Source organism: Microbulbifer mixtoriginis (SeqCode) (assembly GCF_052467235.1).
In genome coordinates, this window is the sequence record NZ_CP174305.1 from 3,731,176 (window position 1) to 3,745,893 (window position 14,718).

Below are 14,718 nucleotides of genomic sequence, written 5' to 3' on the forward strand. Positions count from 1 at the left end.
CCGGCCTTAATTCACTGCGAGTCAGGCAACCTCCAACCCAAACAGTGTGTCGAGATCCTGCTCAGAGGCCCATTCTCGCAGGGCGCGAATTTCCCTGAGTGCCCTATCCAATTTGCGGCGGTCGAGCTGGGGATTCTCCTGATTTTGCTGGATGCGTAACTCCTCCTGTAACACACAAGTGGCCTCTCGTAGGCGTGATACGCCACAATAACAGCAGCCGCCGTGCATGCGGTGGGTCAACTCAAACATACCTTTTATGTCACCTAGACCCTGTAGTCGCTCAAGTTCCCGTTCATCGGTTATCAACCCATCCACGAGCATTTGCAGCATATCCCTGGCCAGTTTTGCATCGCCATTTGCTAGGTTTAGACTCTCGCCGATATCCACCAGGCGCATCTGGTTTGGGCTCAATTTTTCTACCACTTGTGGAGTGATAATTTTGAGCCAGCGTTTGATCATATGGGACAACTGGGCTTCGCTCACTGGTTTGCTCAGGTAGTCGTCTAGCCCTGCGGACAGTAGCCTCGCCTTCTCTTCGGCTCCCACATGGGCAGTGAGTGCAATAATGGGCGTGCGGCGGCCGGTCTCTCGTTCGCGGATGCAGCGGGTGACTTCAATACCGTCCATACCGGGCATCTGGATATCCATAAAGACCAAGTCGAATGTGCTTTGCTGCCAATGTAACAGGGCTTCTTCACCACTGGCGGCGATCACCACCTCTACACCCTGGGCGCGCAGTAACTCGCCGACCAGGCGCCGGTTGGCGGCGTGATCATCCACGGCCAGGACACGCGGCGGCGCGGGCCAGGGGAGGGCGGGTACGGCACCATTACTGGGGCGAGGCTGGCTCTGTTGGGGGACGGCTCTTTTCAGAGCGCGAAGCAGGTTCTCGCGGGTTACCGGCTTGCCAAGGAAAGTTAAGGTGCGGGTGCGCAGCTGCTCATAGCAGCGGCGCAGCTCTGCTGGGGCACCGAGTACGATTACCCGGCATTGATAGGCATCGACCAGGGACTGTACCTTCATGCTGAAGCTGTCGAAGTCTCCCTTGGCGATGGCGGTATCGATAATCACCGCATCTGGCAGCGCATCGTGCCGCCACATTTGTTCAATTGCTGGCTGCAGAGTATCGGTATCGGCAAGTTCAATGGGTTCAACCTGCCACTGTTTGAGCAGTTGAGCAACCTGGGAGCGGGTCAATTCGTTGGGGTCGGCAATCAGTATGCGGCAGTCTGGGAAAAGCACCCGTGGCGGGATGCCGCGGTTGCGTTCGGGCACCAGGGTCAGCTCCACCCAGCAGGTGCTGGCACCATTCGCAGCTACTTCCATACCCGTGCAACCGCGCATGCGTTCGACGAGGCTGCGAGCGATAGAGATACCGAGACCGTTGGCGCTGATCTGCTGCGAATGTTGTGGTGTTTTGGCGTTGAGAATTTGTTCCAGCTCGCGGCGGCCGGGCTCATCAATGCGATTTCCCAGGTCGGTAACACTGATTCGCAATACCAGTTCAGAGTCCTTATTGCTCTGTACAATGAGGCGTACCGGGATATTACCATTCTCGGAACTGCGCACGGCGTTACCGAGCAGGTTGGTAAATATTTGCTTTGTACGCAGAGGGTCGCCCACCAGGGTGACAGGCAATTGTGGGTCAATCAGTGGCACCAGTTCCAGGTGGTGCTCATAGGCATAAGGGGCAAGGATTTGCAGGGTCTCCTCAAGCAGCTGCCCCAGGTCCATAGGGATATGGTCGAGCACCAAATTGCCGGACTCGATTCGAGAAAAATCCAGAATATCGTTAATTGTGGTGAGCAGGTTTTCTGAGGAGCGCAGAATGGTTTGCAGGTAGTCCTGTTGTAGCTCATCGATCTCGGTTTTAAGCAATAAATTAGTAAACCCGATAATGCCGTTTAATGGTGTGCGGATTTCATGGCTGGTATTGGCAAGGAAGGTCGACTTGATACGGCTCGCCTCCTGGGCCCTTTTGCGTGCCAGGTCCAACTCGATATTTTGCTCTTCCATACTGTCGAGAGACTGACGTAGATCGTCCATGCTCTGCAGCATGTTGGATTTATAGTCCCGCTGGTAATTGGCAAGACTTTCACCCATCTCGTTAATCTGATCGGCCAGTTGTGCGAGTTCGCGGTTCTCTATCTCGTGAATGCGGCGGTCAAACTCACCGCGCCCCATGGCTTGTAACACCTGTCCCATACGTACCAGGCTGTGAGCAAAACGCTCAGATAAAATCACCGACCAAGCTAGGGCGGCCAAGGTGCAAATAATTAAGCCCACCAAGCCCACGAGTAATACTTGGTAGGTGCCCACAAGAAAATAGGGCCGGTGTAGCTCGATACTAATCCAGCAGGTGGTGATGTCCCCCTTTAATGGCTGTAATACCTGTAGGGTTTCATCATCTTCAAAAATAAAAGCTTCGCGCTGATTGAGTTGGTGGTTTGTAAGCGGGGTGCGTGGTCGTGGGCCCACACTGGCCAGAAGCCCCAGCCCAGTGGATCTATCCAGTGAGATTTTTTTACTTTCCTCAGTGGAATAAATATGCACCGAGCGCACCATGTCCTTTTCCAACATCAGTGCCAGAAGGCTCTTGCGTAACCATTCCATACGCAGATCGAAAGGGTGGCCGCCACTCATTTCAATTAACTCGGCCAGTTGCTCGGCACTTGCCCGTCCGTGGCTGAGTAAGAGCTGGCGGCGATCGTGCATTTGTTGCAGTGTGAACACCAGGGCCAGAGTCATGGCCAAAATCAGCGCTGGCGCAACCGTGAAGCGAAACATAGTTGAACGCAACGAGCGGAGCTCTGAAGGAGCCGGCATGGAAGGGTCGGTATTATTTGGGGCCATGAGAAATCAAGGGTCTTGTGCGATTATTTTTTCCCCATTTTACCCCTATGCGAGAGGAGGCGCACTCCTATACGGGCTGCTCTGGGTAAATGTTTTCTGCTTTGCGATTTTTTGATATTTGTAATAACTCGACTATATAGTCCACCAAAATAGTCGGTATTTAGTCCGGGAGGGAGCATCGGGTACACTGTGCGGCCGCAATATGTCTGGACTCAAGGTGCTATGGATTACCCAACGATTGCTGACTGCGTAGGTAATACGCCACTGATCAAGCTGCAACGCCTCCCCGGTGATACCAGCAATACGATTTTGCTCAAGCTGGAAGGCAATAATCCGGCCGGTTCGGTAAAAGATCGCCCGGCTCTATCAATGATCAACCACGCCGAGGCAAGAGGGCAGATTAAACCAGGGGATACCTTGATAGAAGCTACCAGCGGCAATACGGGTATCGCACTGGCAATGGCAGCTGCCATTAAAGGTTATCGTATGATCCTGATTATGCCGGACAGTGCTACCGCAGAACGTAAGGCCTCTATGACAGCATACGGTGCCGAGCTGATTTTGGTCAGCGCGGAGGAGGGAATGGAAGGTGCTCGGGATCTGGCTCTTCAAATGCAGACCGAAGGTCGTGGTCTTGTGCTCAATCAGTTTGCCAATACGGATAACCCTCTGGCCCATTACGAGGGTACCGGACCCGAAATTTGGCAGCAGACCGCTGGGGAAATTACTCATTTTGTCTCTTCTATGGGGACCACAGGTACCATAATGGGCTGCGGCCGCTTTCTGAAAGAGCAGAAGCCGGAGGTTCAGATTGTGGGTCTGCAGCCAACCGATGGTTCCAGTATTCCCGGAATTCGCCGATGGCCACAGGCTTACCTACCAAGAATTTTTGTCCCAGAGGAAGTGGATCTCGTTATCGATATGGATCAGCGGGAGGCGGAGGAAATGACACGTAGGCTGGCGCGTGAAGAGGGCATCTTCTGTGGTGTTTCTTCCGGCGGAGCGGTTGCCGGAGCACTGCGCCTTTCCAGCCAAGTGGAGAATGCCATAATTGTGGCAATCATCTGTGACCGCGGCGATCGCTATTTATCCTCGGGATTGTTCAATCAGTAAGGCTGGGAAAAAGGCACAGTCGGGTGTGCAGATTTTTTATTGCCCCCGACTTTAGTGTGAATTTTTATATGCCTGCCAATCTATCTGCGTATATTTGATATTTTCTCTCTGCGACTTTTATTTTTATTTTTTTGATGCTCTGATTTTAAGCGTGTCCTCAGTTTAAGCTTGTCAGTGCGTAGATTGTTTTATTAAAACAAAGACTATTACTTAGCGGTGGGCGGCAGGTGAGGGCTTAAAACTCTCTTTATGTGGCTAATGAATAGGCTTTCACTAAAAAGGCTGTAATAGAAGCTGATTTTCTCAGTTTTCGAGTGTCACCGCAGAGATGTCGAAAATGAGCGGGTCTCCTTGTAAAAGCCTTTCAACCCGGCAAGCCTTCCTTTGGTCGCATTCTCCTCGGTAAAAATTCTCGCTACTCAATGTGATTGACCAATTGGTATTGTCGTTTGCAGTTTCCAGTATCAAGCCATATCCGCTGGGGTGAGTTATCGCTAAATTTCACGCAGCTTGTTGAAAACATAAAGAAAATCGTGGACTTTAGTCTGACCAAACCTATGATAGAAGCGTCCCTAATTTGGGAAGTTATTCTTTTTGCTTGGTTTTGCCATCATGCAAGCTACCGAGCAATGCTAGTAAGCTTACAAATTCCTGTTTCGGCCCGGTTAAAACATGGTTCAAGTCAGAAAACATCATTCCTTTGGAGGTGAGAGAGAGCACGACCTGGAAGCCTGGTTGCGCCATGTGCAAAAACTGGCTGGGCTGGATGGGGCTGCCATAGTGACCTTGCGCCGTGCAGCAGAAGTAAGTGCTGAAGCTGAACAACAGGCTATTGCCGCGGAAAATATTTGGGCAGAGGGTGCCAGCAGTTTTGCCACCGGCCTTGAAATGGCGGAAATCCTGGCGGACTTGCAAATTGATTCTGAAGCACTAGTGGCTGCAGTGCTCTACCGAGCAGTACGAGAGAAGCGCCTCGCGCTTAAAAGCGTTGAAGAGGAGTTTGGGTCGGTTGTAGCCAAGCTTATTCGCGGGGTACTGCGGATGGCGGCTATTCGCAGTCGCAGTGCCGATACTAGTGAGGAAAGCAAAAGCGGTGCGGTAGAGGAACACTCGGAAAATATTCGCCGTATGTTGGTGGCGCTCGTTGATGATGTTCGCGTTGCGCTGATCAAACTTGCCGAGCGGACCTGTGCAATTCGTGCGGCCAAGAATGCTGAGCCCACAAAGCGCCAGCGGGTCGCTCGCGAGGTGGCCGATGTTTATGCACCACTGGCGCATCGCCTCGGTATAGGGCATATCAAGTGGGAGTTGGAGGACTTGTCCTTCCGTTACCTCGAGCCTGAAGACTACAAGCAGATAGCGCGCCTTTTAGATGAAAAGCGGATGGCGCGACAAGAATATATCGATGAGGTGCTGGAGCTTCTTCGCACAGAACTGGCGCGGGCGGATATAGAGGGTGATGTCTATGGCCGCGCAAAGCATATCTACAGTATCTGGCGCAAGATGCGCCGCAAGAATATCGGCTTTTCTCAGGTTTATGACATTCGTGCTGTGCGCATACTGGTACCTACCGTGCGGGATTGTTACGCGGTGTTGGGGATTGTACATAACCTCTGGCGCAATATTCCCAACGAGTTTGATGACTATATTGCCTCTCCGAAGGAGAATGGCTATCGCTCCCTACACACTGCAGTGATCGGCCCCGAACGCAAGGTGCTGGAAGTGCAAATCCGTACTTTTGCCATGCACGAGGAGGCTGAATATGGGGTGTGCGCTCACTGGCGGTATAAGGGCACCGACCTGAAAACAGAGAGCCAAGATAGCTATGAGCAAAAGATCTCTTGGCTGCGGCAAGTGCTCGACTGGCATGAAGAGGTGGGTGGTAATCCCTTACAAGAAGATCTTCAGACCGGGGAAGGGGACTCCCGTATCTATGTTTTTACTCCAGATGGCCATGTAGTCGATTTGCCCCGCGGAGCCACACCGCTGGATTTCGCCTATAAAATCCACACCGAGATTGGTCATCGCTGTCGCGGCGCTAAGGTGGATGGCCGCATAGTGCCATTAAACCACGAACTGGAAACCGCCAATCAGGTGGAGATTCTCACTGGTAAACGTGAAGCCCCCAGCCGCGATTGGCTTTCGTCCGGTATGGGCTATATAACAACCTCGCGGGCACGGGCCAAGATTATCCACTGGTTTAAGCAGCAGGCCCGGGATCAAAATATTGCCGATGGTCGCAGTATTTTGGATGGTGAGTTCAAACAGCTCGCTCTGAGTGATTTTAATTTTGAGCAGCTTGCCGCCAAGCTGAATATGCACTCGTTGGATGATCTCTACGCGGCAGTGGGAGCTGGGGATATCGGTGTGGGGCAGGTGCTGAATACCGCCCAGCGTATGGTAAAGGTCGACAATGCGGAGCGTGTGCCTTCACTTACTGCCCCGGTGGCCACGGGGGCGGGCAAAGCCGATGTTTATATCGAAGGGGTTGGCAATTTACTGACGCATATTGCGGGTTGTTGTAACCCTGTTCCCGGTGATGAAATTATGGGTTACATCACTCTTGGTCGCGGGGTATCGATACATCGTAAAGACTGCACGAATATGCTGCGTATGCAGGCAGAGGAGTCTGAGCGAGTACTAGAAGTTAATTGGGCGGCAAAACCGAGGGAGCTCTATGCGGTGGAAATCGTTATCGAAGCCTATGATCGCCTGGGGCTGTTGCGCGATGTCACCGCTATGCTCGATAGTCAGAAAATCAATATTACGGCGATGCAGACACACAGTAATAGGCATAAGCATACTGTAGAGATGGTACTTACCGCCGAGATTCATAATTTTGAAGAGTTGAGTTACGTGTTGCACCGTATTAATCGCCTGCCCAATGTCGCATCGGCGAAGCGGCGTATGCTGCGCTGAGGGGGACCCTTGCAAGACCAATACTCGGTGGAGGACTTACTCCACCTAATGTCCCAGTTGCGCAACCCAAACGGTGGTTGCCCCTGGGATTTGAAACAGACATTTTCCAGTATTGTTCCTTCAACGATTGAAGAGGCCTATGAAGTGGCCGAGGCAATTGAGCTTGAAGATTTCGAACATCTACATGAAGAGCTTGGGGACTTATTGTTTCAGGTGATCTTCTATTCCCAGCTCGGCCGTGAGCAGGGGCATTTCGACTTTTCCCGTATTGTGGACACCCTGGTACGCAAGTTGGTGCGACGCCATCCTCATGTATTCCCCAGCGGAAAGCTCTATGGCGAGAATGGCTCCTCTGCAATGGATGAAGCGCAAGTAAAGCAAAACTGGGAAGCCATTAAAGCTGAAGAGCGCAACGCAAAGGGTGAGAGTGGAGTCCTGGCTGGTGTTACCGCGGGCTTACCCGCGTTGACGCGTGCGGCCAAATTGCAAAAGCGTGCCTCACAGGTGGGTTTTGATTGGCCAGATATTACCGGTGTGCTGGACAAAATAGAGGAAGAGGTAGCCGAATTGCGCGAGGCTATTGCAACCGGTGATCGTGAGCATGCTGGGGAGGAGCTCGGCGACCTGTTGTTCTCCTGTGTAAACGCGGCCAGGCATTTGAAAGTTGATCCTGAGTCTGCACTGCGACAGTGTAATCGTAAGTTCGAGCGTCGTTTTGGCGCTGTTGAGGCAGCGCTCAGGACAGATGGACGTGGGCCAGAAGATGCCAGCCTGCAAGAGCTTGATCGACTCTGGGAACGCGCGAAAGACACAGAAAGACAGGATTCAGACAGATAAGTAGCCGTATTGGCCGCAGTTTATTCTGCGGTAATGGCGGTACCACAGTCATAATCTTGCCCAATTTGGGGTGGACGTGTAAGGTAGCGCTCTTTTGGCGCGGCGGCTCTTAGTGCGTCGATAGTTTTGGAGGCTTACTGAACATGCGAATTATTCTCTTGGGGGCACCGGGGGCCGGTAAAGGCACTCAGGCACAATTCATAACAGAGAAGTTCGGCATTCCGCAGATCTCCACCGGCGATATGCTTCGCGCTGCGGTGAAAGCGGGCACACCTCTCGGCTTGCAGGCAAAAGACATCATGGAGGCCGGCAAACTGGTTTCCGACGACCTGATTATTGCCCTGGTGAAAGAGCGCATCGCAGAGGCAGATTGTGCAAATGGATTCCTTTTCGATGGTTTCCCCCGCACTATTCCCCAAGCGCAAGCACTGCTGGATGCCGATGTGCATATCGATCATGTGCTGGAAATTGCTGTGGACGATGAAGAAATCGTCAAGCGCTTGTCTGGGCGTCGCGTGCACGAGGGTTCAGGCCGCGTCTATCACGTTGTGTACAACCCGCCCAAGAGCGAAGGTGTGGATGATGTGACTGGTGAGGCACTGGTACAGCGCAGTGATGATACCGAAGAGACCGTGCGCAAGCGTTTGGCGGTTTATCACGAGCAGACGGCGCCGCTGGTTGGCTTCTACCGAGAGCTGGAAGTGCGCTCCCCTGAAGCAGCTCCGAAATACAGTAAAGTGATGGGAGTTGGCAGCATGGATGAGATCCGCGATAAGGTCATCGAAGCATTGAGCTGATCGCACTGAACATTGTTAAAAAAAGCCCCCGTTTGGGGGCTTTTTTGTATCTTCTCCGATGGTTTCCTTTTTAGTTTCGCAAGCGCCTACCTTGTAGTTGACTGACCAATCATTAAGATGGCCGGCAGGTTATTCCTGGCAAAATTGTATTTCAGACGGGTCTTTGTATGTCCACAGCGATAGTTTTGATGAATCTGGGTACCCCTGCGCAGCCCACGCCGTCCGCCGTAAGAGATTTCTTGCGAGACTTTCTCTCCGACCCCAGGGTAGTGGAAATACCCCGACCACTGTGGCTTACAATACTAAACGGTTTGATATTACCTTTTCGCCCCAAGAGAATTGCTCCGGCTTATGCGGAAATCTGGAATTGCAGCGCGGACGATGCGCAAGTTGAAGGTTCACCACTTCTCTACTATACCCGCCATCAAGCGCAGCTACTGCAAAAGCATTTAAAGGATAAAGGGCGGGATATCGCGGTAGAGTATGCCATGACTTACGGTGAACCGCGCCTCGATAAAGTTATTGAAAGCTTGCGATCAAAAGGCTATGAGTCCTTTGTTGTTTTCCCTTTATATCCGCAGTATTCGGCTACCACTACTGCTGCAATATATGATCAAGTGGCGCAAATTTTCCGAAAGAGTCGTGATATTCCGGATATTTCCCTGGTTCGTGATTATTACCACAACCCTCTATATATTAAATCTCTCGCCAACTCTGTCAGGGAACACTGGCAGAAACACGGCCAGGCTGAAAAATTAATGCTTTCTTTTCACGGTATCCCCAAAGCAAATGTTGATAAAGGGGACCCCTATTTACGCCATTGTCAGGAAACCGCGAGGCTGCTTGCGGAAGAATTACAAATTTCCCCGGAGCGTTGGCAAGTTACTTTTCAGTCACGCTTTGGTAAGGCTGAGTGGTTGCAACCTTATACCGATAAAACTCTGATTGAATGGGGCAAAGGCGGTATCAAGAGTGTTGATGTGATTTGCCCAGCATTTTCGGCCGATTGTTTAGAGACATTGGAAGAAATTTCGGTAGAGAATCGCGCTAATTTTATCGAAGCGGGTGGAAGTGAATACCATTATATTCCCGCGTTAAATTTACGTGCGGATCATATCGAAGCTCTTGCTGCGGTTGTTGAAGATAAGTTGCCAGGCCCAAAATAATTTTTACTTTTAGGTGTTTTGCCTCTTCAAAAGGCAATTTGTTAAGGAAAAGAGACTTATTTGCTGAAAAATTTCTCATTTTTCGCTTTTTTACTTGCAATGCCGTGTATTTTTATTAACTTTGATAAAGTTGTATTGAAATAGGCAGCGCACCGCTCTGTATAAGCAATAAAATAACCCCCGGGTTTTATTCGATAGCTAACAGGCCGCGTTGCCAGCACACTTTTGGAAGTACTTCTTCTTTTTAATGAGGAGACAAGGGATGGCAAGAGTAGTAAAAAAGAGTACACGTGCTAAAAAGGCAACTACATCGACCAAAGCGTCGCCAGTAGTCGTAAAAGCACAGAAAGCCGTGGATGCAGCAAGTAAGTCGCTGGATGCACAAATGGATCGTGTGGCAAAAGCAAAAGCGCGGGCACAAAAAAGTAGTACGGCAGCGGCCAAGGCTTCCTTGACCAGCGCCAATGGTAAAGCAAAAGATTTACGCGCCAAGCTGGCGATGGCAAAAATGGAGCTTGCCAAGGCCAAGACCATGGATGCCGTGCGTCATGCAGAAGAAGCGGCTAAGGAGAAGGTGGCCACCCTTTCTGAAAGCCTTTCTGCCAAGGCAGATAAAGACCTGGCGGCGGCATTGAAGGCGTTCGAAGCGCGCTGGATGAAGTCTCGCGTTAAGGCTCATGCCAAGAAGATCAAAGCCGCCGAGAAAAAAGCTGAGGCTAAGATAAAAGCTGCAGCAAAGAAGGCTGCGACAAAAGCCAAGGAGCTAGAGAAGAAAGCAGCTGCGAAGCTAAAAGCTGATGCTCAAAAAGCTAAAAAGGCGGCGACTAAAAAGACTACTACGGCCAAGAAAGTAGGCCGCCCCAAAAAGGCTGCTTCTGAAACTAAAGCCACCAAGCGTGTAGGGCGCCCCAAGAAGGCCACCTCCGCAGCAAAGCCAGCGAAAAGAGTAGGGCGTCCGAAGAAGTCTGCTAGCAAAGCGGAGGCGGCCAAGAAAACGCCAACTCGTCGAGGGCGCCCACCTAAGGCCGGTACCGCTCGCCGTGGTCGACCACCCAAGAGTGCGGCTTAATTAAACCTCCTCTAGTTCACAGCATGCCTTAGTGGCATGGCTCACTCTTCATCAACCCCGGTTAATACCGGGGTTTTCTCTTTCCTCAATATCGCTAATCTACATGACTAGACCTTGTGACCGTGCCACAATTCACTCCCTTCGATAACCCGGTTTGAAATAGTTGTGAAGATTCTTGCCCTGGATACCACGTCTGGTGCCTGCTCAGTGGCACTTTATAGTAATGGCCAGATTACCGAACGCTTTGTGCAAGCAGAGCGAGACCATACACGGCGCCTGCTACCAATGGTGGATGAGGTATTGGCTGAGGCCCAGTTGAGCCTTCCCGACCTGGATGCCCTTGCTGTAAGCAGGGGGCCCGGCTCATTTACGGGTCTGCGTATCGCTATCAGTTGTGTACAGGGGCTGGCCTTTTCCGCCGATAAGCCAGTAGTGCCGGTTTCCAGCCTTGCCGCTTTGGCCTTGGGGGCCAGAAGGGCGCACCCGCAGTGGGGAGGAGATCCTATTGTCGCTATGCTCGACGCTCGTATGCAGCAGGTGTACTGGGGTATTTACGGCACCGAGATGCCTAATGACAGCTTGATACCTGAGGCAGTACAGAATTCAGAGCAGGTTCTACTGTCATTGAGTGAGGCCAAGCTGACAAACACATATTACGGTGCCGGTCCCGGTTGGCACTATGAGGCATTAGGCAAGGCTCGAGCGGCAGAGCTGGATCTGAATGCCTTAATCCATGCACGGGATATTGCTGAGCTAGCGGTTCCTCTCTATCGAGCTGGTGCAATGGTATCTGCTGAAGCTTTGGAGCCCGTTTATCTTCGCAATGAAGTTACCTGGCAAAAACGTCAAAAAATTCGATCCTGATAATTCATGGAAATATTTCAGATTGTTGTACTGGCCCTGATCCAGGGCTTGACTGAATTTCTCCCTATTTCAAGCTCGGCACACCTGATCTTGCCTGCAGAAGTTTTAGGGTGGCAGGATCAAGGGCTTGCTTTCGATGTGGCTGTACATTTTGGCTCACTGATCGCGGTAGTCACCTATTTTCGAAAAGATATTTGGCTACTCCTGCGTGATGGTTTAGGGGGGCTTAAATCGAGGCAATTTAGCGATGAAGGACGTTTGGCTTGGCTGATTGTGCTGGCTACGATTCCTGTCGGTTTGGTAGGATTAATTTTTAAAGGCTATATAGAAACGCATTTACGCTCAGCAGCAGTTATAGCTGCCACCACCATCGGTTTTGGTCTGTTGCTTTGGTGGGCTGATGTGCGTGGTGCCAGGGTGCAAACCCTAGCGCAACTTAACTGGAAAAAAGCACTAGTTATTGGTGGTGCGCAAGTATTGGCGCTTATTCCAGGTACTTCCCGCTCGGGTATCACCATGACCGCAGGGCTGATGCTCGGCATGAAGCGTGAAGCTGCTGCGCGCTTTTCTTTCTTGTTATCCATACCGGCGATAGCCCTGCCGGCCATGTTACTGACCTATGATTTACTCGCCCTAGAGTCGGTACCCTGGGGGGATATTTTATTGGGTACTTTGCTTTCTTTTATTAGTGCCTATCTATGTATTCATTTTTTCCTGCAATTTATTAGTCGCATCGGCATGGCGCCATTTGCGATTTACCGCCTGATTTTGGGGGCGGCTCTTATTTGGATGATATGGGGGTAATCAATATGGCAACGGTAGCGTTTATTGGTTTGGGCGTAATGGGTTATCCCATGGCGGGTTACTTGGCAAAAGCGGGCCACTCAGTGCGGGTATATAACCGTACCGCAAGTCGCGCAGAAAAATGGCTGGGTGAGTATCAGGGGGAGTGCTTTGCAACACCCGCTGAAGCCGCAAAAGGTGCAGAAGTGGTATTTGCCTGTGTGGGTAATGATAACGACCTGCGCCAGGTAGCTATTGGGGAGCAGGGTGCCTTCGCCACTATGGAAGAGGGCACCCTGTTCGTCGATCATACTACTGCCTCGGCAGATGTCGCGCGTGAACTGGCAGCAAATGGCAAAGAGAAAGGTATCGGATTTCTCGATGCCCCAGTATCTGGTGGCCAGGCCGGTGCGGAAAATGGGGTTCTCACCGTAATGGTTGGTGGTGAAGAGACAGATTTTGAACGTGTAAAGCCGTTGATAGACACTTTTGCCCGTGCTGTTACCTTATTGGGCCCGGTAGGCAGTGGCCAGCTTTGTAAAATGGTCAACCAAATCTGCATTGCCGGTGTGGTGCAGGGGCTGGCAGAGGGGCTGCATTTTGCTAAAGCGGCAGGGCTGGATGCCGAACAGGTCGTGGATGTAATTTCCAAGGGCGCGGCACAAAGCTGGCAGATGGAAAACCGCTCAAAAACTATGCTGGCCGGTGAATATGATCACGGCTTTGCCGTGGACTGGATGCGGAAGGATTTGGCCATCGTTTTACAGGAAGCCCAGCGTAATGGCGCCCTGTTACCAGTGACGGCACTGGTAGATCAATTTTACAGTGAGGTACAAGCGATCGGCGGTTCTCGCTGGGATACCTCTAGTCTGTTTGCTCGCCTGATGAATGTGCGCTCTTTTGACTGATCTTACTCTCCCTTGAGCCCATGGCAGAGCTGGATACTCCTGTTTCCAGCTCTGATTGCCACTCTTTGTTGTTTCAGATTCCCCCATGAAAGTTTTATTGCTCTCGGCCTATGATGCCGACAGTCACAAACGTTGGCGTAAAGGCCTAGTCGCCGCCTTCCCCGAGTGGCAGTGGACAGTCTTGACACTGCCCCCGCGCTATTTCAGCTGGCGTATACGTGGCAACAGCCTTTCCTGGGCCAGGGGAGAGGCGGCACAAATACTAAAGCAACAGTGGGACCTAATTGTTGCCACGTCTATGACCGATCTCAGTGCGTTGCGCGGCTTAGTGCCCGAGATAGTGGGGGTGCCCACGGTGGTCTACTTTCACGAGAATCAGTTTGCCTATCCAGTAAGTTCAGGTGCGTTCCAGTCTATAGAGCCACAGCTACTCAATATCTATACCGCACTAGCTGGTGACCTGTTGCTGTTTAATTCGGAATACAACCGCCGTACCCTGATTGAAGGCGCAGCCAAGCTTTTAAAGCGCTTCCCGGACTGTGTGCCTGTGGGAATTTGTGAAGAAATTACAAGTAAGTCGAAGGTGCTGCCAGTACCACTAGAGGATGCACTCTTTACTCAAGAGTACACACAAGCTGATTTTTGCTGGGATCACCGCTGGGGGCAGGGTTATCAGGGCGAAGTAAGCAAGGATACACTAATCATCAGTTGGGCCGCCCGCTGGGAATATGACAAAGGTGCAGACCGCCTGCTGCAAATTCTTCGGGGCCTAAAAGAGAAAAAGGTAAAATTCTTACTCAACCTGATGGGGCAATCCTTTCGTAATAGCCCAAAAGAGTTTGAGCAGATACAGCGGGAGTTTAGTGAAAATCTGCTAGTGGTGGGGTACGTGGAGAGTGAATCTCTATACCGACAAACCTTGCATAACAGCCATGTATTTTTATCTACCGCTTATCATGAATTTCAGGGGTTGGCGGTAATGGAGGCCGCCGTAGCAGGCTGTACGCCATTAGTGCCGGATGAGCAGTGTTATCCGGAATTTTATCCTGAGGAGCTGCGTTATTTAGGGGGGAAGGATGCAGTTGCAAAGGTAGATGCTATGGTTAATAAGGTTCAGTGTATGGATAGGCTAGTAAAAGTAGACTTTCAAGATATTTCATGGGACAACTATAAATATAAATATTTTTGTGCTTTAGAGGGAGTTGCCTCCAATATTATCGGCTGATGAAATAAAGGAATTTTCTGAAAATCTTCACTGTATGCACGACTCTACTGTCGGTATTAAGCGCTTTGCTGGGGCAAAGCTTATAGCGATGAGTGGTTAGTTGCTCCTCAGCGAGATAGTTACATCAATCGCGCTGGGATAGGCTATGGTTAATAGTTAGAGTTCTCAAGTTTTAGAGTGGTTA

At 51.1% G+C, this 14,718-nt stretch carries 11 protein-coding genes; 10 read left to right on the forward strand and 1 reads right to left on the reverse strand.

The features are described 5' to 3' along the window. Positions 1–21: 21 nt before the first annotated feature. Positions 22–2,787: a response regulator gene (locus ACJJIO_RS16335; protein ID WP_444884227.1), complete on the reverse strand. Its 2,766-nt coding sequence runs from the start codon at positions 2,785–2,787 to the stop codon at positions 22–24. A gap of 288 nt (positions 2,788–3,075) precedes the next feature. Here ACJJIO_RS16335 and cysM point away from each other — a divergent pair, with 288 nt between their 5' ends. From cysM to ACJJIO_RS16385, 10 genes are all read left to right on the forward strand, one after another. After that, positions 3,076–3,966 carry a cysteine synthase CysM gene (gene cysM, locus ACJJIO_RS16340; protein WP_444909106.1) on the forward strand — a complete coding sequence of 297 codons (891 nt, stop codon included), beginning with the start codon at positions 3,076–3,078 and terminating at the stop codon, positions 3,964–3,966. Between the two features lie 672 nt (positions 3,967–4,638). Continuing rightward, entirely contained in the window at positions 4,639–6,885 is a 2,247-nt protein-coding gene (gene relA / locus ACJJIO_RS16345; protein WP_444909107.1) for a GTP diphosphokinase, read from the forward strand. A gap of 9 nt (positions 6,886–6,894) precedes the next feature. Continuing rightward, entirely contained in the window at positions 6,895–7,722 is an 828-nt protein-coding gene (gene mazG, locus ACJJIO_RS16350; RefSeq protein WP_444909108.1) for a nucleoside triphosphate pyrophosphohydrolase, read from the forward strand. A 143-nt stretch (positions 7,723–7,865) separates the two neighbouring features. Beyond that, the gene (gene adk / locus ACJJIO_RS16355; protein WP_444884231.1) at positions 7,866–8,519 is read left to right on the forward strand and encodes an adenylate kinase; all 654 of its coding nucleotides are present in this window, start codon (positions 7,866–7,868) and stop codon (positions 8,517–8,519) included. A 167-nt stretch (positions 8,520–8,686) separates the two neighbouring features. After that, complete coding sequence (gene hemH, locus ACJJIO_RS16360) at positions 8,687–9,685, forward strand: ferrochelatase (protein WP_444884232.1); 999 nt, start codon at positions 8,687–8,689, stop codon at positions 9,683–9,685. A gap of 262 nt (positions 9,686–9,947) precedes the next feature. Beyond that, entirely contained in the window at positions 9,948–10,754 is an 807-nt protein-coding gene (locus tag ACJJIO_RS16365) for a hypothetical protein (protein ID WP_444889774.1), read from the forward strand. 165 nt (positions 10,755–10,919) lie between these two features. Continuing rightward, complete coding sequence (gene tsaB / locus ACJJIO_RS16370; RefSeq protein ID WP_444909109.1) at positions 10,920–11,618, forward strand: tRNA (adenosine(37)-N6)-threonylcarbamoyltransferase complex dimerization subunit type 1 TsaB; 699 nt, start codon at positions 10,920–10,922, stop codon at positions 11,616–11,618. 6 nt (positions 11,619–11,624) lie between these two features. Further along, positions 11,625–12,422, forward strand: coding sequence for an undecaprenyl-diphosphate phosphatase (locus tag ACJJIO_RS16375; RefSeq protein ID WP_444884234.1), 798 nt, complete (start codon positions 11,625–11,627; stop codon positions 12,420–12,422). A gap of 5 nt (positions 12,423–12,427) precedes the next feature. Beyond that, the gene (locus tag ACJJIO_RS16380; protein WP_444909110.1) at positions 12,428–13,309 is read left to right on the forward strand and encodes an NAD(P)-dependent oxidoreductase; all 882 of its coding nucleotides are present in this window, start codon (positions 12,428–12,430) and stop codon (positions 13,307–13,309) included. Positions 13,310–13,394: 85 nt separating this feature from the next. Beyond that, positions 13,395–14,534 (forward strand): tRNA-queuosine alpha-mannosyltransferase domain-containing protein, encoded by a 1,140-nt coding sequence (locus ACJJIO_RS16385; RefSeq protein ID WP_444909111.1) that lies wholly within the window; start codon positions 13,395–13,397, stop codon positions 14,532–14,534. Positions 14,535–14,718: the final 184 nt, after the last annotated feature.